Origin of the sequence: Bacillus altitudinis 41KF2b, from assembly GCF_000691145.1 — a bacterium.
GTDB lineage: Bacteria > Bacillota > Bacilli > Bacillales > Bacillaceae > Bacillus > Bacillus altitudinis.
The window spans coordinates 364,367-390,969 of record NZ_ASJC01000001.1 but is presented as its reverse complement, the minus strand read 5'-3'; the positions used below and the strand labels follow the sequence as shown (position 1 = coordinate 390,969).

Sequence of the window (26,603 nt, the reverse complement as noted above, 5' to 3'; positions counted from 1 at the left end):
AGCTCTTTGCCTTCTTTTCAGCGTGATAGAAAACCTTTGCAGCCCTAGGAAGGACGAGCATCGGCGCGGAGCGAATATGACATTCGTGAGCACCGAAGCGCAGGACTGACACCGAATGTGAGGGTTTGTCTACACGCTGCGGCTTATATCTCTTGTGATATAAGCCTTTTTTATACTGATTTTAAGTGGCTCAAAAAACATGCTATAATGAAGGCATGACCAAAGTGAGGTGAAAATGATGAGAGTGAAGTGCTCATTATGTGAAAAGCTTGAAACCATTAATGATGATACACTTGTTGCTAAACGGTTAAGAAATCGACCGATTCATACATATATGTGCGATGACTGCCAAGAAAGAATTAAAGTAAAGACAGAGGCACGCATCAAAACTGGCAGATTCTCTCTTTATCAAGATCCTGCGACGAAAGAGAAAAAGAAGAAAAAAGGAAAAAAAGAACAGAAGACATAAAAAAGACCTGACACAAGTTCAGGTCTTTTTTACGTACTTACTGTTCCTTCTTTTTTCGCACGATGCAGTCGTATTTTATAAATAATCAAAATGACAGCTGCCACAACCAGGCCTTCTGCGACTGGCAAGAAGATACCTAGAAATGTGAGAAACGTGCAACCAAAAATCAAAAACAAATAAATGACAAGTGCTTTTAAAATCGGTAAACGTCTAGCAAAGCCGAGTTTAAAAACAATAATCGCTAAAACAAGGATGGTGCCATATAGGAGCCACATCCCTGTTTGCGGATTTTCATCGACACGAAACAGCATCGCGAAAAAGGATAGATTCTCACTTACTTCCTGATCATTCAAAAAGATTCCCTCCCCTTACCTTTCAGGGTTCTATCTTTTTAATTCTTCATGGAATTAAGATAATCCTGCTAGCTTTTTCTTCTTCGCAGCTTTCTCACGTTCGTTTTTATCTAAAATTTTCTTTCTTAAACGGATCGATTCCGGTGTAACCTCACAGTATTCGTCTTCATTTAAGTACTCAAGAGATTCCTCAAGTGACATAATACGTGGTTTTTTCATACTAACCGTTTGATCTTTTGTCGCTGAACGTACGTTTGTTTGTTGTTTCATACGGCTCACGTTGACAACAAGATCGTTTTCACGGTTATGCTCACCAACAATCATTCCTTGGTATACTTCAACACCCGGCTCAACGAAAATCACACCGCGCTCTTCAACGCCTTGGATTCCGTAAGCAGTTGCTTTACCTGTTTCCATTGAAACAAGTACACCTTGACGGCGTCCGCCAACTTGACCAGACTGCATCGGCTGGTAGCTGTCAAACGTATGGTTCAAAATACCAAAACCACGAGTTAATGAAAGAAATTCAGTTGTATATCCGATTAAACCACGTGATGGAACTGTAAAGATCAGGCGAACTTGACCATTACCATTATTGATCATGTCAATCATTTCACCTTTTCTTGCACCCATTGATTCCATAACAGAGCCAGTATGCTCTTCAGGTACATCAATTTGAACACGCTCTACAGGCTCACATCGAACACCATCTACTTCTTTTACAATAACTTCTGGCTTCGATACTTGCAGTTCAAATCCTTCACGTCTCATATTCTCAATCAGAATTGATAAGTGAAGCTCACCGCGTCCTGATACGACCCAAGCATCAGGTGAATCCGTTGGATCTACACGAAGACTTACGTCTGTTTGAAGCTGCTGTTCTAAACGCTCTTCAATTTTACGTGATGTCACGTACTTTCCTTCACGGCCTGCAAATGGGCTGTTATTCACAACAAATGTCATTTGAAGTGTCGGCTCATCAATACGAAGGATCGGCAAAGCCTCTTGGTGTTCTACCGGGCAGACTGTTTCTCCTACGTTGATGTCTTCCATACCAGATACTGCGACAAGATCTCCAGCTTTCGCTTCATTGATTTCCACTCGTTTTAACCCTTGGAAACCAAAAATCTTCGTCACGCGGAATTGTTTTACACTGCCATCCACTTTCATTAGAGCAACTTGCTGTCCTACTTGCATCGTTCCTCTAAATACACGGCCAATTCCAATTCTTCCAACATAATCATTGTAATCAAGTAGCGCCACTTGGAATTGAAGCGGCTCTTCATGGTTGTCGACTGGGCATGGGATATGGTTGACAATCGCTTCAAACAACGATTCCATGTTTTCATCTTGCTTACTAGCATCGTTACTTGCTGTACCATTGATTGCTGATGCATATACAACTGGGAATTCAAGCTGTTCTTCTGTTGCATCCAATTCAATGAACAAGTCAATGACTTCATCAACTACTTCAGCTGGACGAGCAAAGTCACGGTCAATTTTATTGACAACAACAATTGGTGTTAAGTTTTGCTCAAGTGCTTTTTTTAGCACGAATCGTGTTTGAGGCATACAACCTTCATATGCATCCACAACGAGAAGTACACCATCTACCATTTTCATGATACGCTCAACTTCACCACCGAAATCGGCGTGTCCTGGTGTATCTAAAATATTAATGCGTGTATCTTTATAATGGATCGCAGTATTTTTAGCTAAGATCGTAATACCGCGCTCTCGCTCTAAATCATTTGAATCCATGGCTCTCTCAGCGATATTTTCATTCGCACGGAAAGTACCAGCTTGATGGAGCAATTGGTCAACAAGCGTCGTTTTACCATGGTCAACGTGGGCAATAATTGCGATGTTGCGAAGGTCTTTTCGAAGTTTCACATTTTCATCTCCTAAAATAATTAGATAACTTTCATATTATATCACAATCCCCTTTAAATGCCGATCGTTTTTCTGTAAACTTATATTAACTCTAAAAAAAGGGATGGAGACAAATGAAACAAATCAAATGGCTTCTATTATTATGTGCATTACTTGCCGTCGTCAGTATGGCGTTTATTGGAGTGTCTGTTGCAGAAAAAAGCATACTGGGAACATGCTTAAGTATTGTGTTCGCCATGATTTTCATGGGTACAGGATTTACATTAAAACGAAAATTAAACGTACAATCATAAAATTTATGAAAAGCCTTTTACATTTTACATGTAGAAGGCTTTTATTTTGGGTAAAAACAAGACTAACCACCTATGTAACCCTAGTGATTCAACTAAAAACTTCATATAGAGTTGGCAAATATAAGCAATCTGAACTCTTCCATTTTTCGACAAGAACTTTTATAGTTCTCCAAAAACAAACACAAAGTTACATTTTTCCTATTCTTCCACAAAGTTTCTCATGGTATGCTGTTCTTGCAACAAAATTTAACAGAAAAGGGAGAGAAAAGAAGCATGAAGAAGTTTTTGAGCAAATCGCTCAGCTCTGTTGTATTTTTCGCTTTAGCTATCATTTTTACTTTCACAACAGTAGCTCCTGGGCAAGCAAGTGCTGCAACTTTCAAAGGGATTCCTTTTGAGCAGCAACAAATTATTAAAGATTTATTGGAGAAAAACGAGCGTGTTATCAGCATTCTCATCAATTCATTTGTTGAGGAAGACAACAACTACACATTTGATGTGAAAAAAGCTGTTGAGCTCGGTCTTACTGAAGAAGAAGCGGCGACTGCTGAGAAATTCTTAGATCGCGCAGCTGTTCTTACAATCGTTTTCAGTGAAAGCATCACTAAAAACGAAAAAGGAAAATTAGTTTTTGATGCAGAAAAAGCTGTTGAACTTGGTCTTACTAAAGAAGAAGCAACTAAATTCGAAAAGCTTTTCAAATCAGTGATCAGAATTGTTGATCTTGCTGGTGATGCACTTGTTCTAGACAAAAAAGGAAACGTTGTAATTGATTCTAAAATCGCTAAAGGTCTTGGATTCAGCTCTACTGAATTACTTGTTTTCAACCAATTGCTTAAGAAAATTCCTCAAGAGCAATTAAAAACGTTCTATGATGCAGTTCAAATTGCTAAAGAAAAATTGAACTAAGCTCAAAAAACCCCCATCCGGTTCATCCAGATGGGGGTTCTTTCTTATATCCAATAGATCAAGAGCATGATGAGATAGACGATACTAAAAACGATACTTGCCCGTAATAACAGTTTTCCATAGTAGCGCCTTTCAAACTTTCTTTTTTCTTCTTTTTCATCTATGAACGGTATGAAATCTGTTGACTTTGCAATAGAGACTGGTTCTTTCATTTCTTCATATAGATAACGGCATTTTTTGCATGAACGTAAATGCTCATCCACTAATTGATTTGTTTCTTCACTCGTGTCCCCTTCTATATAAAGTGGTAATAGTTCTTCAATCAAATAACAGCTCATTTGTTGAACTCCTCACAATGTAGCTTTCGTTTCAGCTCTAATCTAGCTCGATGAAGGGTTGTCTTTACTTTAGATAAGGTCCAATTCAAAATTTCCGCTACTTCTTCATACGATAATTCCTGAATATCTCTTAAAATGAGGACTTCTCGGTAAGAATCCTTCAATTGATTGATCTGGCTCCACAGCCTTTGAATATCAGCTTGAGTTTCTAAATGGTCTTCAGGTGTCATGAATATCTGCTGCTCTAAAAAATCAGCTTTTTCTACATCCGTAAAAGTTCGTTTTACTTTTCGGCGATAGTCGTTGACAAACGTATGATAAGCAATGGTGTAAAGCCATGTTTTAATGCTTGAATGTCCTTTAAAAGAGGATAACCCATGCAGTGCCTTGATAAATACATCCTGCGCAAGGTCCTTGGCTGTTTCGACATTTCCCGTTCTGCGATATAAATATTTGGTGATTTCCTGAAAATATTCTTCATATATTTTTTCAATTTGATTGGTCGGTCTAGACATCAAAAATAAAACCACACAGTCATCCAAATTGATAAAACGATATAAAAGAAGTATAACGAAGAAATAAACCACTTCATGCGTTTTAATTCGAGATAATCGCTCTGATCCTCAGTGTGAATAGGAGCAAACTCGTTTCCCTTAACAGAATGCTGAAACTGCTTTTCATGCGTCTTCATCCAGTTAGAAGCCTCTTCTCCAAGCTCCCCTTCCTGATACAATTCATATAAGTCTTGAAAGATGGCTTGTTTTTCTTTATCTGTCAAAACGTTGCACCTCTTTTGTTCGTCCATTTACTTCATATATTTTCCGCTCATTCGATCCGAAGGTTTGAATGATCACAAACCACGAAATGCTCATTTTCCCCTCTTTGTCGATCATTCTCACCGGCTTGATTTGTTTTTTATAGATGGCATAAGGTTCATACTTTTTGAGAACTTGCTGATAGACTTCATCACGTTCTTGATTCGATACCGTATGTAAAGAAGAGTCTGATTGCCAATTCAACTCAATTCCATCGGCATCTCTCGTCACATGAAGTAAATTTGATGACCCGTGAAAAGTATATTGTTTGTGTTCACGAGTTCCTGTTTCTGTCTTCACGTCTTTTGACTGTTCCCCTATCATTTCAAACAAATCTTCGTCACTGATATTTCCTTTTTTCTGTTGAAGAATCGCTTTTGATAGCTGTATTTTCGTCAATTCTTTCGTTGAACCATTAAACAGAAATTCAGATTGATCGGCTGTCTTTACCGCCACTTCATGCTGCCATTCAAAATAAAAAGCATCAACGTCTGTGATCTGGTAAGCTGGTGGCTGTAAATTTAACTTTTTATAAATACGATTAATTTTCGTTTTCATTTCTTTGTTTGTTAAATTGATCCCGTCTACATCCTTCAATTGAAAGATGGCGTTCCCATATTGCGCTTGTCGAAGCGTCTCTTTTTTCCAGGTGGCAAACGCTAAGCTCTCATCTTTATTCTGAGACATTTTTGGCAAAAGAAGAACGCTTGTCTCCCCGTCTTCTTTTTCAACCACTACATGAATGCGGTCTAGATCAACGGATCGGCCGCTCCTTTCAAAAAATTCAATGGTTTTTTCCCTATATTCTTTATCGGTCAAATGCTGACCCTTTGAGCGACCATGATAAAAATAGCTGTTTAATTCACCTGTAAACGCAGAAACATTCACTTCATATTGATCGGCTGCAAACACATAGTTATAAGAGATCGGCTGTTTACTAGTCGTTGAATATAATGTAGTGTTCGATGGTACAAACTTTAAAGCGAATGCTTTCGCACTTGCTTCAGATAAAGGTCGATATTCTTCTGAGAAAGTATCTGTCAGTTCCGTTTTAGTAAATTGAAACATGATATGTGGGAGATTTAGGATCGGGTTCAGCATTAGCGTAAAAAAGACGACAATCCCCCCAGCACCCCACTGTCTCAACTTTACCTTGTTTTGTATTAACGCACATAACAAATGTAATGTCATAAAGCTTCCTGCGGCCGCCACTAAAATCACTATGGACTTAAACGAAGATTGCAGCTCATACTTCGAAATAGAAGGATAAAAAATATACAGCAGCGCAGTGAAAATCAAGCCATAGAAAAACAGCAATTCTTTCCACTTCTGGTGCCAAAACAAACGAAAGAATAGGTGAAGTACCAAAGCGGCAAAGCCAATCATAAGCAAAATGATGATCAAATCTCTCCATATCAGCTCCGTATCACCGCTGAGAAAGAACTTTTTGCTTTCAACTAACACAATAAATATCGTTTGACATAAGGGCAGAAGTAACACAGATAAATCAAACGCAAAAAACATGCCCCTATTTTTTAAATAAGGAAGAGAAATCACATAGAAAAGTGATGCAAGCAAGACATATCCATAGATGAGAAATTGCATGAAATCTGTCAGCACTTCAAATGTTTCGATCGTATACTGTCTAGCTAGCACTTGATGGATCATCTCAAGTGTCATACTCCCTAGCAGAACTACTCTTAATACGATTCCAGCATAAAATACATAACGACTCTTCTTTTCTTTCCATATGGGAAGTGTAATGAAAAGGACAAATAGTCCAAGCACACACCATTGAATCATGTGGATACTGTACTCATTTAAAATAAAAAACCTTTCAAAATGGAGGGATAAATCACTAAACAAATCAAACATCGCTACACAATCCTTTACTTCAAATTAAGGCCTCGTTCGTATAGACATTTGACTTGTCAAAAAGTTTCATCAAATACAAAAAATCACTTCATTCTCATGAAGTGATGTTGTTTATTTTTTATTTCCGCTTCCCTTTATGTAATCATGCAAGATTTTTTCACAGACGGATCGATTTCCAGCAACAATGCTATTTTTCTCTAGAAACGTCAAGCGTTCTCCGTGAATATTCGAGTAAACAGCGCCTACCTCATCAAGTAACACACATCCAGCAGCATAATCCCAAGGCGCTAACCTTAACGTGACATATGCGTCGCTTCTTCCGCTTGCAATATAAGCCAGTTCAAGTGCAGCTGATCCAATCGTTCTTGTTCCTCTCACATCGCGTACGAGACGGGCAAACGGCTTAGCGTCAAAATGGGGGCTTTCAATCGCCCATGTTGGGTTAATGCCGACAATGGCTTTTTCAATGGCGACATCTTTTAAAGGCGGGAGTAAGATATCGTTCATATACGCCCCTTCTCCTTTGACTGCATGATAGAGCTCGTCATGGATGACGTCATAAATAAGACCGATTTTCCCCACACCATGTTCAAATATCCCAATTGAAATGGCAAAATTTCGTTTTTGATGGACAAAGTTCATGGTGCCATCAATTGGATCAATGATCCATACGATCCCATCAAGAGAGGTCACTTCTTCCCCTTGGCCCTCTTCTCCTAAAATATGATGATCTGAAAATGTCGACTGTATCTTTTCAATGAAGAAACGTTCTGTTTCTTTATCGATGTTTGTGACAAGATCATTTGGATTTGATTTTGTTTCAATTGATAGACCTTCCTGCATGGATTCTTTAATGCGGCTACCCGCTTCTTTTACCCAAAGCTTTGCAAGTCGGTCAATTTCCACCCAGTTTGTCATCGGACTGTAAACCTCTTTTCTATGTAGTACCTATTTGTATTAGCATACTGATATTATGTACGTAAAAGCAAGAAAAAAGCAGCTTCATACAAAAACGAACCGATAAATTGGTTCGTTTTTACCTCACCTTGTTTTACCCTTGAAGCTGCTCCCATTCTTTTCTTAGGCGCTCAAGCTTTCGTTTGCTGCGTTCTACTTGGATATCATCTTTTTGCTCGATGGCTTCATGAAGCGTAGAAAGTTCATAATCAACCTCTAATCTCCACACAGCGATGCGATTCTTCTTCTCTTGTCTATACCCATGCTTCACGATTTGCTTCATTGGTCAACGCCCCTTCCAGAGAATGATTCATTCCTTGTCAGTTTTCATTGATAAAAAATACAATCGATAAGAGAAATGGTTCTTGCTTATATCGTATGAAGCGATCGCATAACCGCAACGACATTCTGAAAATTGTGTTTTTACCTATTTGTTATGTACCACAAAATCGATGTTTTTAAACGCCGAACCAAGATCCCTGCTATCTTTCTCTTTAAAGTGCATCTTTTTTTGAGCTTGACCCAAGCTATGATAAAATATGATCAGCGAAAAGATACAGGAGGCATAACATGAGTGAAATGCGTTTTAGAGATGAAGATTTTGAAACATTCACAGTAGACGGTTTAGATGAACGTATGGCCGTATTAAAAGAGAGAGTCCGTCCAAAGCTTGAAGCACTTGGTGAACATTTTGCACCGCTTCTTTCTTCTATTACAGGAGACGAAATGTTTGTCCACGTGGCAAAACATGCAAGAAGATCAGTCAACCCGCCAAATGACACTTGGGTGGCTTTCGCTAACAGTAAGCGTGGGTATAAAAAGCTCCCTCATTTTCAAATTGGGCTTTGGAAAACTCATGTATTTGTATGGTTTGCGCTCATTTATGAATCTCCAGTAAAAGGTGAATATGGGCAATTATTCGAAAAAGAGCTGGACACGATCCAAAAGAAAATACCGCAAGACTTTGTTTGGTCTAAGGATCATATGAAACCGGACGTCCTCCGCCACAGCGAACTTGATGCTGAACAGCTGAGAACACTATTTGAACGTGTTCAAACAGTCAAAAAGGCCGAACTCCTTTGCGGCATCCAGCTTCCTAGAGAAGAAGTTGTTCAAATGAATAATGAAGAATTCTTATCAAAAATTGAAGATGCCTTCCGCACAGTAACTTATCTATACCGCTTTACACAAAAAGAATCTGTATAAAAAACGAGCCTATGTTGGCTCGTTTCAGATTGTTGACAAAGGGCTAAAATGAACTTTATTTTAGCCCTTTGTCTTCTTTTCAGCGTGATAGAAAACCTTTGCAGTCTAGGAAGGACGAGCACTGGCGCGGAGCGAATTTGGCATTCGTGAGCACCAGCGCGCAGGACTGACAACGAATGCGAGGGTTTGTCTACACGCTGAAGCAGAGGTTATATGCCTCTGCTTTTTTTACGTTCCATCTGTTTTTCACGTTCAAGCAATACGTCCGTCCGATCACGCAGTCTATGCTTTTCAATTAAGAATGTATGGGAAAGGGAGCCTATATTGGCTCGTTTTTTACATCCGTATCATAGCTGTTTCTTCAGCCTCTCTTGCGCTTTTTACTGTTCGATAAGGGGAATACCCACTTCCCTTTTCAAACGCCGCACAATGCGTCTTTTCTTCTGCTTTTGATGGTACAACTTCTTTAAATCGTTTATAAGCCTCTAGTAACGCTTGTTTCGCAATTCCTGTTTCATAGGCTTTTTCAACGGCTTGAAAAAATGAAATGACCGCCATCTTTTCTTCAGTTGTCCAGTCGACGTCCATTGGATATTGATATTCCATTTACTTGTCCCTCACTTTAATCCACATTTCTTATTTGAACTTTTATTATAGCATCTGTTTGATCAGAATCCGATTGATTTTATGCTTTACATTCCGATCAGTTCATAATATAATTCTTTTGTTTTATGCAATGAAATCTGCTGTTATTGGGATAATAATAGCAGGTATTTCGATGAAGGTGGGAAAGCAATTGTCACAACATGATACACCCTTATACACTGGACTAAAAAAACACGCTTCAACCAATCCAGTCCAATTTCACATTCCAGGCCATAAAAAAGGAGCCGGAATGGACCCTGAATTTAGAGCATTCATTGGAGACAATGCATTAAGCATTGACCTTATTAATATAGAACCTCTTGATGATTTACATTCGCCTCGAGGAATGATCAAAGAAGCACAGGAGCTTGCAGCAGAAGCATTTGGTGCCGACCATACGTTTTTCTCTATACAAGGAACAAGCGGCGCGATCATGACAATGGTGATGACCGTCTGTGGTCCTGGAGACAAAATTATTGTTCCACGTAATGTCCATAAGTCGATTATGTCTGCTATTGTATTTTCTGGTGCAGTACCTGTTTTTATTCACCCGGAAATTGACAAAGAGCTTGGCATCTCTCATGGCATCACGCCAGAGTCAGCTAAAAAAGCGCTGACTAAACACCCAGATGCGAAAGGGCTGCTTGTGATTAACCCAACGTATTTTGGCATTTCAGCTGATTTAAAAACCATTGTAGACATTGCTCATTCATATGACGTACCTGTTCTTGTAGATGAGGCACATGGTGTGCATATTCATTTTCACGATGAGCTTCCATTGTCTGCGATGCAGGCGGGAGCTGATATGGCAGCAACAAGTGTGCATAAACTTGGCGGCTCTCTCACCCAAAGCTCGATTTTAAATATAAAAGAAGGGCTTGTTTCAAAGGATCGAGTACAATCTATTTTAAGCATGCTGACAACTACGTCTACTTCTTATTTGCTTTTAGCCTCCCTGGATGTCGCTAGAAAGCGATTAGCGACTGAAGGAAAGGCGCTTGCAGATGAAGCCATTCGATTAGCTGAATCAGCAAGAACTCGTTTAAACGAAATTGAAGGTATTACTTGTATTGGTCAAGAAATTCTCGGTTCACCTTCTACTTACGATTATGACCCAACAAAATTAATCATCTCCATTAAAGACCTTGGACTGAATGGCCATGATGTGGAGAAATGGCTGAGAGAAAGCTACCGAATTGAAGTAGAGCTCTCTGACCTATACAACATTTTATGTATCGTGACGCCTGGCGATTGTGATGAGACGATTGATACGCTTGTAACGGCTATGAAGGAAATTGCGGCAACCTCTGCACGTCAAGGCGGCAAACAAGCCGTGACAGAAGTGTTACTGCCTGAGATCCCTTCGCTTGCGATGACACCGCGTGACGCTTTTTACGCAACAACGGAAGTCATTCCATTTAAAGAAGCGGCTGGCCGTATCATTGCAGAATTTGTCATGGTTTATCCGCCTGGTATTCCTATTTTTATACCAGGTGAAATCATCACAGAAGAAAATATCTCCTATATCTTTAAAAATATCGAAATCGGTCTTCCTGTTCAAGGACCAGAAGATTCCACACTAGATATGATTCGTGTCATTAAAGAACAAAAAGCCATTTTATAAAAAAGAAACATGCAGCCCCAATTGGAGCTGCATGCTTTTTTATTTATTCAGAGGCTTCATCACAGCAATGACAGTGACCACATGTTCCATAAAGTGTTGTCACTTTTTCATTTTCAAATTGATCAATGGTTTCATTGCAATCTTGACAAATAATTGTACCCACGTACATTCCCCTTTTCTTTACTCAAAGTTTGAAAGCGTTTAATCTATTTCATACCTCTATAATATGATGTCACATTTAAGTTGTCAACGGTTAATTGTATGACACATTTAATCATTTTTTATAAATATATGCTTTTTTCTCATCATATTGAGGAAACGTTTCAAATGTATTTTGCTTCATATCAATTCTGTAACAATTGAGTAACAATCGAAAATTGTCAAAAAGGACGTGATACACTAGAGTGACTAACAGGGAACTAACTCCTAAAAATGTTGGTACAACCCCAAAGGATTTTGAGGTGAATAGATTGAATTTTATGAGGACCCTTCTCATTATATTCCCTATGCTCTTTGTACTTAGTTCATGCTCATTTGCGTATATCATACCGAATCAGACAGACCAGGTCAGTCATATTCAAAAGCCAAGAATTCTCTTTTTTACTGATGCAGAAAATCTTGATAAAGAAAGTCCTTATTATGACGCAGTGCTTGATTTAAAAAATGAATATCCGAAGGAAATGTCCAAGATGATTGTCAAAGAAGATCGTAAAGGCTGGAAAAATGAAGTAGACGAACTGCCGGCTATTTTACTTGTCAATAATGAAAAAGTCATTGTGAAGGTGGAAGGTAATGTCCGAAGTAAAGAGGATATCTTATCACCCATATGCCAAGCATTAGATCGAGTGAATACAAATTAACGGTTCGACTTTGCACTTATATATCCATATGAAAAAAGCCCTCATCTCATGAGGGTTTTTCTTTTTCAGCGACGTTTCACATACATAAAAAACCCCTCTCCGTGTGGAGAGGGCTTCAGCGGGTAGACAAACCCTCGCATTCTTTGTCAGTCCTGCGTGCTGGTGCTCACGAATGTCAAATTCGCTCCGCGCCAGTACTCGTCCTTCCTAGACTGCAAAGGTTTTCTATCACGCTGAAAAAGAAGACAAAGGGCTAAAATCAAGTTCATTTTAGCCCTTTGTCAACAATCTGAAACCCTCTCCGTGTGGAGAGGGTTTCAACGTTCATTATTTTACGATATGGATTGGGCTTCCGATTGCTACTTCAGCCGTTTCCATTGTGATTTCACCTAAAGTTGGGTGAGCGTGAATTGTCATTGCGATATCTTCAGCTGTCACACCAGCTTCAATTGCAAGGCTAAGCTCTGAAATCATATCAGAAGCACCAACACCTGCGATTTGTGCACCGATCACTAGACCATCCTCTTTACGAGTGATCATTTTCATGAAGCCATCAGTTGCATCAAGAGAAAGTGCACGTCCGTTTGCTGCGAATGGGAATTTCGCTGCAACAATGTCGATTCCTTCTTCTTTTGCTTCTGCTTCAGTGTATCCAACAGTTGCAAGTTCTGGCTCAGAGAATACAACAGCAGGAATACCAAGGTAATCAATTTCAGCTGGCTCTCCAGCGATTGCTTCAGCAGCAATTTTACCTTCGTAAGAAGCTTTGTGTGCAAGTGGTGGTCCATCAACGATGTCACCAATTGCATAGATGTTTGAAACGCTTGTACGGCATTGTTTGTCAGTTTTGACAACTCCGCGGTCTGTCAATTCAACACCAACTTGCTCAAGACCAAGCTCATCTGTGTTTGGACGACGACCAACAGTCACAAGTACGTAGTCAGCATCGACAGTTTTTTCTTCACCTTTTACTTCGAAAGTAACAGTGACACCGTCAGATTTTTCTTCAACGCCTTTTGCAAGAGCGTTTGTGTGAATTTCAACGTTTCCTTTTTTCTTCAGGTTACGTTTCACTAATGAGCTCATTTGCTTTTCAAAACCTGGAAGGATTTCGTCTCCACCTTCAAGGATGACAACTTCTGTTCCAAAGTTCGCATAAGCAGTACCAAGCTCAGTACCGATGTATCCACCACCGATGACAACTAACTTTTTAGGTACTTCTTTAAGCGCTAAAGCACCAGTTGAGTTAATCACGCGGTCTGTGTATTTAAATGTAGGCAATTCGATTGGACGAGATCCAGTTGCAAGAATTGCATTTTTAAATGTATAAGTCTGCGCTGAATTTTCATCCATGACACGTACAGAGTTGCTGTCTACGAAATAAGCTTCACCTTTGACGATGTCTACTTTATTTCCTTTTAGAAGACCTTGAACTCCACCTGTTAATTTGTTTACAACAGAAGCTTTCCACTCTTGAACTTTTGTGAAATCAACTGTTACGTTTTCAGCTTTGATACCCATGTCTTCAGAATGCTTTGCATTCTCGAAACGATGTCCAGCATTGATCAATGCTTTTGAAGGGATACAGCCGACGTTTAGACATACGCCGCCAAGTGTTCCTTTTTCAACGATTGTTACTTTTTGTCCTAGCTGTGCAGCACGAATAGCAGCTACATATCCACCAGGACCTGCACCGATGACAAGAGTATCTGTTTCGATTGGGAAATCTCCTACTACCATGAATTTACGCCTCCATTAAAATTAATTGTGGATCATTCAATAAACGCTTGATGTGGTTAAGGGCATTTTGCGCAGTAGCTCCATCAATCATACGGTGGTCAAAGCTTAGGGAAAGAGCTAAGACTGGAGCTGCAACGATTTCGCCATCACGAACAACCGCTTTTTCAGCGATACGGCCAATACCAAGGATCGCTACTTCTGGGTGGTTGATGACTGGAGTAAACCATTGTCCACCAGCAGAACCGATGTTTGTGATTGTGCAAGATGCACCCTTCATTTCAGCTGGAGCCAATTTACCATCACGTGCTTTTGTTGCAAGCTCGTTGATTTCATTAGATACTTCGAAAATCGCTTTGCGATCTGCATTTTTCACAACTGGAACGAGCAAGCCTTTTTCAGTATCAGCTGCAATTCCGATGTTGTAGTAATGCTTTTGAACAACTTCATCTGTTTTATCATCGATAGAAGTGTTAAGTACTGGGTACTTTTTCAAAGCAGAAGTTAGAGCTTTTACAACGTAAGGCAAGTAAGTTAACTTGATTCCTTGATCAGCTGCAACTTGTTTGAATTGTTTACGATGTGCAACAAGGTTTGTTACATCAACTTCATCCATTAATGTTACGTGAGGAGCTGTGTGCTTAGAGTTCACCATTGCTTTCGCGATCGCTTTGCGGATTCCGCTCATTTTCTCGCGAGTTTCTGGGAATTCTCCTTCTAGAACTGGAGCTGCTGCCGCTTTTGGAGCTGCTTCTTCTTTCGCACTTTCAGCTGCTTGAGGTGCTGCTTCTTGAGTTGCTGCAGAACCGCCATTAAGGAAGCTGTCGATATCTTCTTTTAGCACGCGGCCATTTTTACCAGTACCTGCAACTTTGTAAATTTCAACGCCTTTTTCACGCGCATATTTACGTACAGATGGCATAGCAATAACGCGTTTGTTAGGATCAGCATCTACTTGCTCTTGTGCGCCAGCACCAGTTGCTGCTGCCGCTTCTTCTTGAGCAACTTCTTTCTTTTCAGGCTCGTTACCAGCTTCAGCAGTACCTTGTACTTGAGCTTCAGTTTTCGCTTCGCCTTCTTCTTCGCTGCCTTTAAATTGAAGATTTTCGTAACCAGGTGCATCAAACGTAATGATTGTTTGTCCTACAGTTGCAACTGTTCCCTCTTCAACTTTTAATTCTAATACTTTTCCTTTAACAGGTGAAGGAATTTCTACAACTGCTTTATCATTTTGTACCTCTGCTAAAACGTCATCTTCATTGATTTCGTCGTTTGGTTTTACAAACCACTTAACGATCTCACCTTCGTGGATACCTTCTCCGATGTCCGGAAGTTTAAATTCAAATGCCACTGTTTTTCGCCTCCTAGATTATGTTAAACCATTGTTCTGTCAACATTACACGGTCATGTAATTGATAAAGGGGAAGAGAAATAAATTCTTTTCCCCTCTGTCATTTAATTAAAATTCAAGAACTTTCTTAGCTGTTTCAAGCACGTCTTTATGGTTTGGAAGCCATACGCTCTCAGCTTGAGAGAAAGCAAATACAGTATCAGGTGCAGCTACACGAAGTACTGGTGCTTCAAGGCTAAGAATTGCTCTATCATTGATTTCAGCTACTACGTTTGCTGCAATACCAGCTTGTTTTTGTGCTTCTTGAACAACGATCGCACGACCTGTTTTTTCAACAGAAGCGATGATTGTTTCAATATCAAGCGGGCTCACTGTACGAAGGTCAACGACCTCAGCAGAAACGCCTTCTTTTTCAAGTTCTTCAGCAGCTTTAAGTGATTCGTGAACCATTGCACCGTAAGTGATGATTGAAAGGTCAGAACCTTCACGTTTCACGTCAGCTTTACCGATTTCAATTGTGTACTCTTCTTCAGGAACTTCCTGACGGAAAGAACGATAAAGTTTCATATGCTCAAGGAATACAACCGGATCGTTGTCACGAATTGCAGAAATTAATAGTCCTTTTGCATCGTAAGGTGTTGAAGGAATAACAACCTTGATACCAGGCTGTTGTGCAATAAGACCTTCTAAGCTATCAGCGTGAAGCTCAGGTGTGTGAACTCCTCCGCCAAATGGAGAACGGATTGTCACTGGAGAATGCCAGCGTCCACCAGAACGGTAACGCATACGAGCCATTTGTCCAGAAACAGAATCTAATACTTCGTAAACGAATCCGAAGAATTGAATTTCCATTACTGGGCGGAATTCTTGTAGTCCAAGGCCAATTGCAAGACCGCCAATACCAGATTCAGCAAGTGGAGTATCGAATACACGATCCTCACCAAACTCTTTTTGCAATCCTTCAGTCGCACGGAATACGCCGCCGTTTTTACCAACGTCTTCTCCGAAAACAAGAACGTTTTCGTCATTTTTCAGTTCTGTGCGTAACGCATCAGTGATCGCTTGAATCAATGTCATTTGCGCCATGGCTTACTTCGACTCCTTCTGTTTGTAGATTTCAAGCTGTTCAACCAAGTTAAATGGTTTCACATCGTACATGTTTTCAATCAAATCAGTGACTTTCTGCTTAGGCTGTTCGTCAGCTTCTTTGATTGCTTGTTTGATTTGTTCTTTTGCATCTTCGATGACTTTATTCTCTTCTTCTTCAGACCAAAGGCCTTTGTTTTCCAAGAATTTGCGGTAGCGTACCAATGGATCTTTTTGCTCCCACTCATTTTCATCTTCTTTTGTACGATATCTTGTTGGATCGTCACCAGCCATTGTATGTGGGCCGTAACGGAATGTAAGAGTTTCAATTAATGTTGGACCTTCACCATTTACAGCACGCTCACGAGCTTCTGCAGTCGCTGCGTATACAGCTAATGCATCCATACCGTCAACTTGTACGCCTACGATACCAGCTGCAGCTGCTTTTTGTGCAATCGTTTGTGCAGCAGATTGCTTTTCAACAGGTGTAGAGATCGCATATCTGTTGTTTTGGACAACAAAAATCGCTGGCGCTTTGTAAGCCCCTGCAAAGTTAATACCTTCGTAGAAATCACCTTGTGAAGCTCCACCATCACCAGTGTAAGTGATTGCAACAGCATTTTTACCGCGCTTTTTCAAACCAAGAGCTACACCAGCAGCTTGAATGATTTGTGCACCGATAATGATTTGCGGAGAAAGTGCATTCACATCTTCAGGCATTTGGTTTCCAACAAAGTGTCCACGAGAGAACAAGAATGCTTTTGTCAGTGGAAGACCGTGCCAGATTAATTGTGGTACATCACGATATCCTGGAAGAATGAAATCTTCTTTCTCAAGTGCAAAGTGAGTTGCAAGCTGAGAAGCTTCTTGTCCAGCTGTTGGCGCATAGAAGCCAAGACGTCCTTGACGGTTCAATGAAATTGAACGTTGATCTAATACACGTGTAAACACCATACGGCGCATTAATTCTTTTAATTGGTCATCTGAAAGATCTGGCATTGCCGCTTCGTTTACGACTTCGCCTTTTTCGTTTAAAATTTGGAACGTTTCAAACTGCTTTTTGATGGCATCGAATTGCTTTTTGCTATCAACAATTGCTTTTTTTGTTTTTGCAGCCATTCTAAAGTCACCTCTTCCTTTCTTTTAACAGTCAATTTGTCGTGAATCCATTTATACATACAGATATAGGATAACCCAAAATGCTCATATGACTCCTGTATATAATAGCCACAAAGATCATTGTCGAAACATTGGATGATCGCTTGCTTTTGAGTTTTTCTAACTGTATTAACGATAGTTCACAAAAAACTAATACAACTTCTGTTAACAAGGAATAGTTTACAACAAGAAAAATAGTCCGTCAATTGATTTAACGGCTTTATTTAAATAAATGTATTCGCTTTACTTTTTATGGTGACCTGTATCAATCTGTTTAATCAACAGCACAAACTGTACTAGTATAGAGTGGGTCACTGTACTACAATAGCAGATGTTTGTTTTTGTCGAAAAATAAAAAAAGAGCTATTTTTAGCTCTTTTGATCGTGATGGACAAAGGGCTAAAATGAACTTCATTTTAACCCTTTCTCTTCTTTTCAGTTTGATATCTTGGAAAAACGAGTAACGACACGCAGGCACTTTGTGAGTAGCAGCGATAAACAGAACTAGAATATGCAAGTACTGTTTTTAACTGTTTTGTGATTCTTTCTGAGCTGTTTTGTATAAAGCTTGTTTATATTCGTTCAATTGATCTGTATATTGATTGAACTTCTTGCTTTCTTTTCTCACTTTACTATAGGAACGATTGACTGTTTTCAGTTTGGATTTCAGTTCAGCGTATCCTAAGTCTTTTCTTTTTAAAGATTCATACAAGTGCTTGTCTTGTTTCAGCGCCTTTTGATACTCACGGTAAAGCTGATCATACGATGCATATCTTTTTTCAATTGATTTGACTATTTGTTCTGCTTTGTCTTTTACTTCCGCATCTTTTATCTGTTCAGCGAATTCCTTTACAGATTGAAATTCTTTTTTCGATTGATCCATGCTGTCTTTTTCTGTTTTTAAATGTTCTTCACGCTTTTCTGCCGATGCTAATGCTTGATCAGACAAGTTTGAGACTGTTTTTGTGTGGTCTTTTGTTGTTTGAATCATTTTTTTATACAACTGCTGCTCTTTTTTCTCATAGCTTTGCAGTGCACCTTGTTCTTTTTCAAAGGATGCTTCTTTTTCGCTCATTTTCGTCATGGCATCTTGCATCTCATAAAGCGGATTTTGACCTCCGCAGCCCGCAAGCAAGAGGGTACATATCCCCGCTAAAGCTGCACCTGCTTTTATTCTTCTTTTCATCTGTTTCAATTACAAGGTCCCCCTTTACATCTCCACATACCACTATAATTTTTCAGGGCGGTTGTGACAAGGAAAGAGGCTGTTTTTTTGAGGGGAAAGAAGATTTTTTTCATGCTCTAGGCTCATGACTATACAAATAGTGCATTCATACATAGTTTATATTACACGCTTCGCCTTCACTTATGAGAGGCCGAGTGTATTTCCAAAGGAGGTCAAAAGTATGTCTAATTATAGTCATGGAAGTATGTATGGTGGATACGGCGGTTACGGTTATGGATACGGCGGCGGTTGTTGCTATCCAAGTTATGGTGGTGGATACGGTTGCGGTTACGGTGGTGGACGTACATTCGCTTTAATCGTCGTCCTATTCATTCTATTGATCATTGTTGGCGCAGCATTCTTAGGCGGCGGTGGCTGCTGCTAATGGCTGAATAAGCCTCTGACCGGTCTCATACGACCGGTCTTCTTTATTTCATTGCATATGTTGTGTATCATTTTATATACTTTACATACAAAGGAAATAGGAGTGAAGTTTTGTGATTACCATGGATGATATCGTACGAGACGGGCATCCCGTCTTAAGACAAACAGCTGAAGCGGTCGAACTCCCGCCAACAGAAGAAGAAAAACAGCAATTAGCTGACATGATTGAATTTGTCAAAAACAGTCAGGATGCAGACATTGCTGAAAAATATGAACTTAGACCCGGTGTTGGCCTAGCAGCTCCGCAAATCAATATCAGTAAACGAATGATTGCTGTTCACTGTGAAGACGAGGGCGGAGAACTTTACAGCTATGCATTATTCAATCCTCGCATTGTTAGCCATTCAGTCAAAAGAGCTTATTTAGCTACTGGAGAAGGCTGTTTATCTGTTGATGAAGCCATCCCTGGATTCGTCCCGCGCTATGAAAAAATCAGGGTGAAAGGTACAACGCTTGAAGGTGAAGACATTGATATTCGCCTAAAAGGGTTTCCGGCCATCGTTTTTCAGCATGAAATTGACCACTTAAATGGCATTATGTTTTATGATCATATTCAAAAAGATCATCCATTCGCCGAGCCAGACAACGCGGTTGCGATCGGCAGATCATAATAAAAAAACAAGACCCGTCCATCAGCGGGTCTTGTTTTTTTATTCATCAATAAGGCCTAATTCAGTCACAGCGTGGAATATGCCATCCTCATCTACAGGTTTGGTGACAAAGTCAGCTAATGTTTTTAATTCATTGACTGCATTCCCCATCGCAACGCCTGTTCCAACAAACGAAATCATTTCTCGATCGTTCAGCCCGTCACCGAAGGCAATTGTGTCCTTTTGATCGTACGGGAGTCTTTCAATGACTCGTTTAATTCCTTCAGCCTTTGATCCACCTTTTGGCAGGACATCCGTAGACAGCTCATGCCACCTGACGAGATCAATTTCTTCACGGAACGCTTCATATAGATGTTCCTCTTCTGCTTTACAAAATAGCAGCATTTGATAAATGACGTTTTCTTTAAAGAATGACAAATCATGCTCGGGATGCTCTGTTTTTAAAGTGCCAATCCCTTCATGGATAAATGGATGGTTCGGCACAGACGCCTTCATCGTCTTCTCTCCCATGAAAACAAGCGGATGATCATGTTGATCCGCTGTTTCATAAATTTTATCCATCAGCTCTTGCTTAAGCGGATTGCCATAAATGACTTCTCCTTCGTACATGACATACTGACCGTTATAAGCAATAAATGAGTCAAGCCCTATTTCTTCTAAAATAGGCTGGATAAGAAAAGGCGAACGGCCAGATGCAATGAAGAGATGATGCCCTTTTTCTTTTAATAAACGAACAGCTCGCTTCGTTGATTCAGGTATTTTTTTATCATGGTCATATAAAGTACCGTCGATATCAAAGAAGATGACTTTTTTATTCATATCTCGTCTCCTGTCTCTTGTTATGTATACCCTCTCCCCTTCATCATACAGAAAGATCTTCACTGACGAAACCACTTCCTCTTAAAACGCCCATTTCCCACATATAACCATGTAACATTAAGTGGAAACATCATATAATACAAGTATATAGAGAGAACGGAACAAATGGCTGAATGAGACTCATACCGAAAGGAGGCGATCCGCGATGCTTCGTCGTCTGCGCAAGAAAATTCGAAGACAATGGAAGGACATGCTTCGTAAAAAATCGATTGCTTAAAAGGATCTTCCGCACATTTGCTGAAGGTCCTTTTTTCTCTGAGACTTTTCTTATGCGCGTTTTTTTAATATAATAGAATAAGCGAGTGTAACATACGGTATTTAAGGAGAGATTTGGATGATATATAAGGTATTTTTTCAGGCAAGTACGACTGAGGTACCTGTGAGAGAACACACAGATTCACTATACGTTGAAGCGGTTTCTGAAAGAGACGTACGCGATAAGTTGAAAAAACATAACTACAATATTGAATTCATTCAGCCTGTAGACGGTGCTTTTTTAGACTATGAACGAGAAAGTGAAAATTTTAAAGTATTGGAGCTATGAGAGGAATGAAATTTGTAAAAAACGATCAGGCGGCAGTTTTTGCGCTCGGCGGATTAGGCGAGATCGGTAAAAACACGTATGGCGTTCAATTTCAAGATGAAATCATTTTGATTGATGCTGGTATTAAGTTTCCTGAAGATGAACTTCTTGGAATTGATTACGTCATCCCTGACTATACGTATTTAGTTAAAAACGAAGATAAAATCAAAGGTCTTTTTATTACTCATGGACATGAAGACCACATCGGCGGTATCCCTTATCTTCTCAAGCAAGTGAATATTCCAGTTTACGGAGGCAAACTCGCAATCGGCCTACTTCGTAACAAATTGGAAGAGCATGGTCTATTAAGACAGACCAAACTTCACATCTTTGAAGAAGAAGATACGATCAAATTTAGAAAAACAGCTGTGTCTTTCTTTAGAACGACGCACAGTATCCCAGATTCTTATGGAATTGTCGTGAAGACACCTCCTGGTAACATCGTACATACAGGCGATTTCAAGTTTGACTTTACTCCTGTTGGCGAGCCTGCCAATTTAACGAAAATGGCTGAGATCGGGAAAGAAGGCGTTCTTTGTCTTCTATCTGACAGTACAAATAGTGAAATTCCAGAATTTACGATGTCCGAAAGACGTGTAGGTGAAAGCATTGATGACATCTTCAGAAAAGTAGATGGACGTATTATCTTTGCTACATTTGCATCTAACATTCACAGACTTCAGCAAGTCATCGAGTCAGCTGTTGCCAACGGCCGAAAAGTCGCTGTGTTTGGACGTAGCATGGAGTCTGCCATTGATATTGGACAAGAGCTCGGATATATCAAATGTCCAAAAAACACGTTCATTGAACACAATGAAATCAACCGCCTTCCAGCAAACAAAGTAACCATTCTTTGTACTGGTAGTCAGGGCGAACCGATGGCCGCTCTTTCTCGTATTGCCAACGGTACGCACCGCCAGATTTCAATTAACCCTGGTGACACTGTTGTCTTCTCGTCTTCACCGATCCCAGGTAACAATATTAGCGTAAGCCGTACTATTAACCAGCTGTATCGTGCTGGTGCTGAAGTCATTCATGGCTCACTCAATAATATTCATACCTCTGGACACGGCGGGCAGGAAGAACAAAAGCTGATGCTCCGTTTAATTAAACCTAAATTCTTCATGCCGATTCACGGTGAGTACCGCATGCAAAAAACGCATATTAAACTTGCGAATGATTGCGGAATCCCTGAGGAAAACTGCTTTATCATGGATAACGGTGAAGTTCTTGCACTGAAAGGTGACGAAGCAAGTGTCGCTGGCAAAATTCCATCAGGCAACGTGTATATCGACGGTAGCGGTATTGGTGATATCGGCAACATCGTGTTAAGAGACCGCCGCATTCTTTCAGAAGAAGGTCTTGTCATTGTTGTTGTCAGCATGGATATGAAAGAATTCAAAATTTCTGCAGGTCCTGATTTAATCTCAAGAGGTTTTGTCTACATGAGAGAATCTGGAGACCTCATTAATGACGCGCAAGATCTCATTTCAAAGCATCTTGAAAAAGTAATGGAACGTAAGACGACTCAATGGTCAGAAATTAAGAACGAGATTACTGACACTCTTGCTCCTTTCCTTTATGAAAAAACAAGACGCCGCCCAATGATTTTACCGATTATTATGGAAGTGTAAGGACGTACAAGGAGACACAGCCAATTGGCTGTGTCTCTTTTTTATGCGCAATAAAAAAAACCCGCATATCTGTACGATACGTGCGGATTCAGTCATTGTTTTACGATTGAATCGGGAGATGCTGAAAACTTCTCACATCAAACAATCCTTGTGTTGTCATTTTCACATCAGGAATGACTGGCAGTGCCAAGAAGGATAATGTCAAAAACGGATTAAAGTCTAAAACAAAGCCTGTTTCCTTTAAAGCATCATGAAGTGCATGAAGGCTTTCATTGACCGTATGTGCAGGTTGATCTGATAATAAACCGGAAATCGGTAATGGAAGCGTATGAAGAACTTCTCCGTTTTTTACAACGGTCAAACCGCCCCCTGCTTCTTTTAGCGTCTCAATGGCTTTGATCATATCAGCATCATTTGTTCCAACGGCAATTAAGTTATGCGAGTCATGGGCAACTGTTGTTGCAATCGCCCCCTCTTTTAAGCCGAAACCGCTGACAACCCCTATCCCAATTTCAGATAGACCTTTGTGGCGTTCGACAAGCACTATTTTTAATACATCTCGATCAATATCACTCGTAAATTGTCCATCGCTACCAGAAGGAGATATTTGTTCTAATTTCGTTTCAAGCTGATTCGGTATAATGCGGATGACATTCATCTTTTGATGATCTGTTATAGGCAGCGTTAAATTTTTCTCTTGAACGTCCACTGCATGTACCGATTGCATGAGCGAAGAACTTGGCGTGATCTTGTCGACACTTGGCAAATATTCTCCATGTTCAGAGACCAATTCTCCTGCGATAAAGACGCTTGTAATTCCTACCTCATGTAAGTCAGAAATGAGCATAAAGTCCGCGTCAAAGCCTGGTGCAATCGCTCCCTTTGTTTTGAGACCGAAGCACTCCGCTGCGTTTAAACTTCCCATTTGATATGCTAAAAAGGGGTCCAATCCTTCTTGTATCGACATCCGTACTTGTTCATCAATACTTCCTTGAGCCATTAAATCATCTAAATGTTTATCATCCGTACAAAAGAAAAAGCGTCTCGCATTCTTCTCATTGACAGCAGGTAATACGTTTTTCACGTTTTTAGCAACAGAACCTTCTCTGAGCATGACATACATGCCTCTTTTGACACGTTCAAGGGCCTCTTGAGCTGTTGTCACCTCATGATCCGTTTGGACATTAGCTGTTCGGTACACATTAATTAATCGGTCCGTTAATCCTGCTAGATGGCCATCAATGAGTTTATGTTCATGTTGAGCATCAAGCAGTTTTTGAAGCATATCTTCTTCCGCTTGTTCCACCGCGACATAATCCATCACTTCGGCAAGACCAAGCACTTCTTTCTCCTGATAAAGAGGCTTTAAATCTTTTGCTTTTAGCGTAGCACCTGATCGTTCAAAGCTGACTGCCGGTACACAGGATGGCAGCATGAAATATATATTTAAAGCAGCTTTTCTCGCTTCTTCGAGCATAAAACGGATACCTGCAACACCGGATACATTGGCAATTTCATGCGGGTCTGTTACAACAGTTGTCACACCGTGAGGAACGACAGCTTTGGAAAATTCAGCAGGAGTCACCATCGAGGATTCGATATGAACGTGGCCGTCAATGAAACCGGGAACAAGCATTTGACCTGTTGCATCCAGCTCCTGTTCTCCTTCATACTCCCCAATTCCTACTATTTTTCCATTTTCAACAGCGACATCAGCGTCTATCCATTCCTGGTTAAACACGTCCATAACCTTCGCATGTTTAATCACTAGGGCTGCTTTTTTTCTCTTTGCAGCTACCTCAATTTGATGTCTGAAAAGCTCCTTATCCAACGACACTGCCTCCTCCGAGTAAACAATATAATGTTTCTTATCGTAAACGAATCTGTTTGTCCAGTCAATGACATTTAGAGAAAATCAACCATATCAAAAGATTGATTTTTATTTCTGAATAGTGATAATTGGCTGAAAAATAACCATGTTCTATTTTGCTGTTCTTTTGGAAAGTAAACGGCTCATTTCCACTTTGTTCTTTCCCACAATGTCCGCCCCATACGTACACTTCTAAAGCAAAAAACACCCCTTCTCGGAGTGTTTAATAGTCGTTCTGCATTTCCCGTTTTTCAAAGCGCCCGATATCTGCTACTGCCCCAATGACAATGAGAATATCTTCTTTTTGAATCATTTCATCTGCGAGCGGTGAAACGATCACTTCTTTCCCTCGCTTAATTGCCACGATATTGATCCCGTACCTTGCACGAATGTCGAGATCTAACAAAGAGTGCCCAGCAAGTCTGCTGTTGGCGACGATTTCAATAAGGCTGTACTCATCTGACAGCTCTAAATAATCAAGCACGTTGTTAGAAATAATTTTATGTGCAATCCGTCTGCCCATGTCTCGTTCTGGATGGACAATACGGTCCGCACCAATTTTATTCAAAACCTTTTCATGGTAGTCATTTTGAGCTTTCACTGTGACCATTTTGACACCAAGTTCTTTCAGCATAATCGTTGTTAAAATACTCGCCTGAATATTTTCACCTATCGCCACGATCACATGATCAAAATTGCGAATGCCTAGGTTTTTTAGGACAGATTCGTCCGTCGAATCACCAATCACGGCATGTGATGCAATTTTAGCATATTCGTTCACACGATCTTCATTCATATCCATGGCCATGACTTCAAGTCCTTCTTCACTTAGCGCCTTGCAGATACTTCCGCCGAAGCGTCCAAGACCAATGACTGCATATTCCTTTTTCATGTTCAGACTCCTTTTATATCACTTACCATGCATTTTACTACGGTTTCATTAATGAATCCATATGTGACCGTATTTTTTTACGGAATGCTTCACTTAAGTAAAGGTCTGCTCCTTTTTCGATTTCACTGCGATAATGACCAGGAGGCGCAATTTCTTCGCTCTTTTTTAAGACGAGAAACGTTAAGCAGTCCTCATACACTTGATCACCTACTGTGACATCGACAAATGCTGGACGATAAGTCCCTTCATTTACACCTTCTCGTTTGTACAAATAACGAATGGCATCAAAAGGTACTTCATATAGAACACCCTCTGTTTCTCCGCCGTCTTCTACCATATCTGCTCTTGATCCATCAGGGCGCACCAATGTAAACCTTGTGGTAAAACGATCAAGTGTGCCACCGCCGATGATTTGTTTGAAATAATGATCCACTTTCGCAAGCTTAAACCTTGCATCATCCATACAGGACCCATAGGCAAAATAATAGAAGGAAGACGGTTTGCGCTCCCATAGTTGATATGACTTCCAGCAGCCACTTTCAATCTCCTTTAGACTCGATGCCTTCTGCTTACATATTGTATAAGCAACGGCTGACCTTGGCCCCTGGTCTGTCATAACCTCTATTTCCTGCTGGTCATACCCTTCCTCTAGCTCATCTATCTTATGCAACGTTTCATCACTGACCTCATACAATTCTCCATATACTGTGTTTTGTTCCGAGACAACACACACAGGGTAACCCTCACCTGTATCGTACAGTCTCCCTTTTATCCAAGCAGATGCTGCTAATGGACTGCTTTCTTTCATCAATGTCTCGTGATACTTTTCGTGCTTTAAAAGTGTCCCATACACAAATAAAGTTTTTGTCTCCTTCGTCATCACACATCACATCCTC

At 40.2% G+C, this 26,603-nt stretch carries 29 protein-coding genes and 1 pseudogene; 10 read left to right on the top strand and 20 right to left on the bottom strand.

Annotated elements, in window-relative coordinates; translation table 11 throughout:
* Positions 1-238 precede the first annotated feature (238 nt).
* A complete protein-coding gene (locus BA79_RS02040) occupies positions 239-469 on the top strand; it encodes a YlaI family protein (RefSeq protein ID WP_008345063.1) in 231 nt (76 codons plus the stop codon).
* Between the two features lie 29 nt (positions 470-498).
* Here the strand turns inward: BA79_RS02040 and BA79_RS02035 are convergent, their stop codons facing one another.
* Complete coding sequence (locus BA79_RS02035; protein WP_045034298.1) at positions 499-780, bottom strand: YlaH-like family protein; 282 nt, start codon at positions 778-780, stop codon at positions 499-501.
* Positions 781-876: 96 nt separating this feature from the next.
* The gene (gene typA, locus BA79_RS02030; protein WP_008345068.1) at positions 877-2,715 is read right to left on the bottom strand and encodes a translational GTPase TypA; all 1,839 of its coding nucleotides are present in this window, start codon (positions 2,713-2,715) and stop codon (positions 877-879) included.
* 113 nt (positions 2,716-2,828) lie between these two features.
* Between typA and BA79_RS02025 the strand changes: the two genes are divergently transcribed.
* Both BA79_RS02025 and BA79_RS02020 read left to right on the top strand, forming a co-directional pair.
* Complete coding sequence (locus BA79_RS02025) at positions 2,829-3,008, top strand: DUF5325 family protein (RefSeq protein ID WP_008345070.1); 180 nt, start codon at positions 2,829-2,831, stop codon at positions 3,006-3,008.
* A gap of 273 nt (positions 3,009-3,281) precedes the next feature.
* Positions 3,282-3,917 (top strand): hypothetical protein, encoded by a 636-nt coding sequence (locus tag BA79_RS02020; RefSeq protein WP_035700632.1) that lies wholly within the window; start codon positions 3,282-3,284, stop codon positions 3,915-3,917.
* A gap of 44 nt (positions 3,918-3,961) precedes the next feature.
* Here the strand turns inward: BA79_RS02020 and BA79_RS02015 are convergent, their stop codons facing one another.
* From BA79_RS02015 to BA79_RS01990, 6 genes are all read right to left on the bottom strand, one after another.
* Complete coding sequence (locus BA79_RS02015; protein WP_017359388.1) at positions 3,962-4,255, bottom strand: anti-sigma factor family protein; 294 nt, start codon at positions 4,253-4,255, stop codon at positions 3,962-3,964.
* Positions 4,252-4,770, bottom strand: coding sequence for an RNA polymerase sigma factor (locus BA79_RS02010; RefSeq protein ID WP_035701060.1), 519 nt, complete (start codon positions 4,768-4,770; stop codon positions 4,252-4,254). Before BA79_RS02010 ends, BA79_RS02015 begins: the two co-directional genes overlap by 4 nt.
* Positions 4,770-5,033, bottom strand: coding sequence for a hypothetical protein (locus BA79_RS02005; protein ID WP_025207275.1), 264 nt, complete (start codon positions 5,031-5,033; stop codon positions 4,770-4,772). Before BA79_RS02005 ends, BA79_RS02010 begins: the two co-directional genes overlap by 1 nt.
* On the bottom strand, positions 5,023-6,873 hold the full coding sequence (locus BA79_RS19500) for a hypothetical protein (protein WP_248596523.1): 1,851 nt from the start codon (positions 6,871-6,873) through the stop codon (positions 5,023-5,025). The genes BA79_RS02005 and BA79_RS19500 overlap by 11 nt, the downstream gene beginning before the upstream one ends.
* Positions 6,874-7,056: 183 nt before the next feature.
* Positions 7,057-7,863, bottom strand: a complete 807-nt coding sequence (locus BA79_RS01995; RefSeq protein WP_035700627.1) for an inositol monophosphatase family protein — start codon at positions 7,861-7,863, stop codon at positions 7,057-7,059.
* Between the two features lie 133 nt (positions 7,864-7,996).
* Positions 7,997-8,185 (bottom strand): hypothetical protein, encoded by a 189-nt coding sequence (locus BA79_RS01990; protein WP_008345085.1) that lies wholly within the window; start codon positions 8,183-8,185, stop codon positions 7,997-7,999.
* A 287-nt stretch (positions 8,186-8,472) separates the two neighbouring features.
* On the opposite strand from BA79_RS01990, the gene BA79_RS01985 reads away from it, so the two are divergent.
* Positions 8,473-9,108: a DUF1054 domain-containing protein gene (locus BA79_RS01985; protein WP_035392176.1), complete on the top strand. Its 636-nt coding sequence runs from the start codon at positions 8,473-8,475 to the stop codon at positions 9,106-9,108.
* A 209-nt stretch (positions 9,109-9,317) separates the two neighbouring features.
* Here the strand turns inward: BA79_RS01985 and BA79_RS19350 are convergent.
* Positions 9,318-9,422: pseudogene (locus BA79_RS19350) on the bottom strand (DUF309 domain-containing protein); the annotation flags it as partial.
* A 22-nt stretch (positions 9,423-9,444) separates the two neighbouring features.
* A complete protein-coding gene (locus tag BA79_RS01980; protein WP_008345089.1) occupies positions 9,445-9,714 on the bottom strand; it encodes a UPF0223 family protein in 270 nt (89 codons plus the stop codon).
* 190 nt (positions 9,715-9,904) lie between these two features.
* On the opposite strand from BA79_RS01980, the gene BA79_RS01975 reads away from it, so the two are divergent.
* Positions 9,905-11,377 (top strand): aminotransferase class I/II-fold pyridoxal phosphate-dependent enzyme, encoded by a 1,473-nt coding sequence (locus tag BA79_RS01975; protein ID WP_017367175.1) that lies wholly within the window; start codon positions 9,905-9,907, stop codon positions 11,375-11,377.
* A 43-nt stretch (positions 11,378-11,420) separates the two neighbouring features.
* Here BA79_RS01975 and BA79_RS18800 read toward each other — a convergent pair whose 3' ends face one another.
* Positions 11,421-11,540, bottom strand: coding sequence for a GapA-binding peptide SR1P (locus tag BA79_RS18800; protein WP_003212464.1), 120 nt, complete (start codon positions 11,538-11,540; stop codon positions 11,421-11,423).
* A gap of 316 nt (positions 11,541-11,856) precedes the next feature.
* On the opposite strand from BA79_RS18800, the gene BA79_RS01970 reads away from it, so the two are divergent.
* Complete coding sequence (locus BA79_RS01970; RefSeq protein WP_223255627.1) at positions 11,857-12,237, top strand: hypothetical protein; 381 nt, start codon at positions 11,857-11,859, stop codon at positions 12,235-12,237.
* Between the two features lie 327 nt (positions 12,238-12,564).
* Here BA79_RS01970 and lpdA read toward each other — a convergent pair whose 3' ends face one another.
* The 5 genes from lpdA to BA79_RS01945 form a co-directional block, all read right to left on the bottom strand.
* The gene (gene lpdA, locus BA79_RS01965; protein WP_003211097.1) at positions 12,565-13,977 is read right to left on the bottom strand and encodes a dihydrolipoyl dehydrogenase; all 1,413 of its coding nucleotides are present in this window, start codon (positions 13,975-13,977) and stop codon (positions 12,565-12,567) included.
* Positions 13,978-13,981: 4 nt separating this feature from the next.
* The gene (locus BA79_RS01960; protein WP_008345100.1) at positions 13,982-15,325 is read right to left on the bottom strand and encodes a dihydrolipoamide acetyltransferase family protein; all 1,344 of its coding nucleotides are present in this window, start codon (positions 15,323-15,325) and stop codon (positions 13,982-13,984) included.
* A gap of 108 nt (positions 15,326-15,433) precedes the next feature.
* Positions 15,434-16,411 (bottom strand): pyruvate dehydrogenase complex E1 component subunit beta, encoded by a 978-nt coding sequence (gene pdhB / locus BA79_RS01955; protein ID WP_007498597.1) that lies wholly within the window; start codon positions 16,409-16,411, stop codon positions 15,434-15,436.
* Positions 16,412-16,414: 3 nt separating this feature from the next.
* A complete protein-coding gene (pdhA, locus tag BA79_RS01950) occupies positions 16,415-17,530 on the bottom strand; it encodes a pyruvate dehydrogenase (acetyl-transferring) E1 component subunit alpha (protein ID WP_007498599.1) in 1,116 nt (371 codons plus the stop codon).
* Between the two features lie 565 nt (positions 17,531-18,095).
* Complete coding sequence (locus tag BA79_RS01945) at positions 18,096-18,764, bottom strand: YkyA family protein (RefSeq protein ID WP_035700624.1); 669 nt, start codon at positions 18,762-18,764, stop codon at positions 18,096-18,098.
* 235 nt (positions 18,765-18,999) lie between these two features.
* On the opposite strand from BA79_RS01945, the gene BA79_RS01940 reads away from it, so the two are divergent.
* Both BA79_RS01940 and def read left to right on the top strand, forming a co-directional pair.
* Positions 19,000-19,179, top strand: coding sequence for a YjcZ family sporulation protein (locus BA79_RS01940; RefSeq protein ID WP_026050085.1), 180 nt, complete (start codon positions 19,000-19,002; stop codon positions 19,177-19,179).
* Between the two features lie 112 nt (positions 19,180-19,291).
* On the top strand, positions 19,292-19,849 hold the full coding sequence (gene def / locus BA79_RS01935; protein WP_008345111.1) for a peptide deformylase: 558 nt from the start codon (positions 19,292-19,294) through the stop codon (positions 19,847-19,849).
* Between the two features lie 39 nt (positions 19,850-19,888).
* Here the strand turns inward: def and BA79_RS01930 are convergent, their stop codons facing one another.
* Positions 19,889-20,668, bottom strand: a complete 780-nt coding sequence (locus BA79_RS01930) for a Cof-type HAD-IIB family hydrolase (protein WP_024719544.1) — start codon at positions 20,666-20,668, stop codon at positions 19,889-19,891.
* A gap of 394 nt (positions 20,669-21,062) precedes the next feature.
* On the opposite strand from BA79_RS01930, the gene BA79_RS01925 reads away from it, so the two are divergent.
* Together BA79_RS01925 and rnjA are read left to right on the top strand one after the other, a co-directional pair.
* Positions 21,063-21,272, top strand: a complete 210-nt coding sequence (locus BA79_RS01925) for a DNA-dependent RNA polymerase subunit epsilon (RefSeq protein WP_008345114.1) — start codon at positions 21,063-21,065, stop codon at positions 21,270-21,272.
* A 5-nt stretch (positions 21,273-21,277) separates the two neighbouring features.
* Positions 21,278-22,945 carry a ribonuclease J1 gene (gene rnjA / locus BA79_RS01920; protein ID WP_008345116.1) on the top strand — a complete coding sequence of 556 codons (1,668 nt, stop codon included), beginning with the start codon at positions 21,278-21,280 and terminating at the stop codon, positions 22,943-22,945.
* A 100-nt stretch (positions 22,946-23,045) separates the two neighbouring features.
* Here the strand turns inward: rnjA and ade are convergent, their stop codons facing one another.
* The 3 genes from ade to BA79_RS01905 form a co-directional block, all read right to left on the bottom strand.
* Positions 23,046-24,776, bottom strand: a complete 1,731-nt coding sequence (ade, locus tag BA79_RS01915; RefSeq protein WP_035700619.1) for an adenine deaminase — start codon at positions 24,774-24,776, stop codon at positions 23,046-23,048.
* A gap of 262 nt (positions 24,777-25,038) precedes the next feature.
* On the bottom strand, positions 25,039-25,707 hold the full coding sequence (locus tag BA79_RS01910) for a potassium channel family protein (protein ID WP_008345123.1): 669 nt from the start codon (positions 25,705-25,707) through the stop codon (positions 25,039-25,041).
* A 37-nt stretch (positions 25,708-25,744) separates the two neighbouring features.
* On the bottom strand, positions 25,745-26,587 hold the full coding sequence (locus BA79_RS01905; protein ID WP_035700616.1) for a gamma-glutamylcyclotransferase family protein: 843 nt from the start codon (positions 26,585-26,587) through the stop codon (positions 25,745-25,747).
* Positions 26,588-26,603 lie beyond the last annotated feature (16 nt).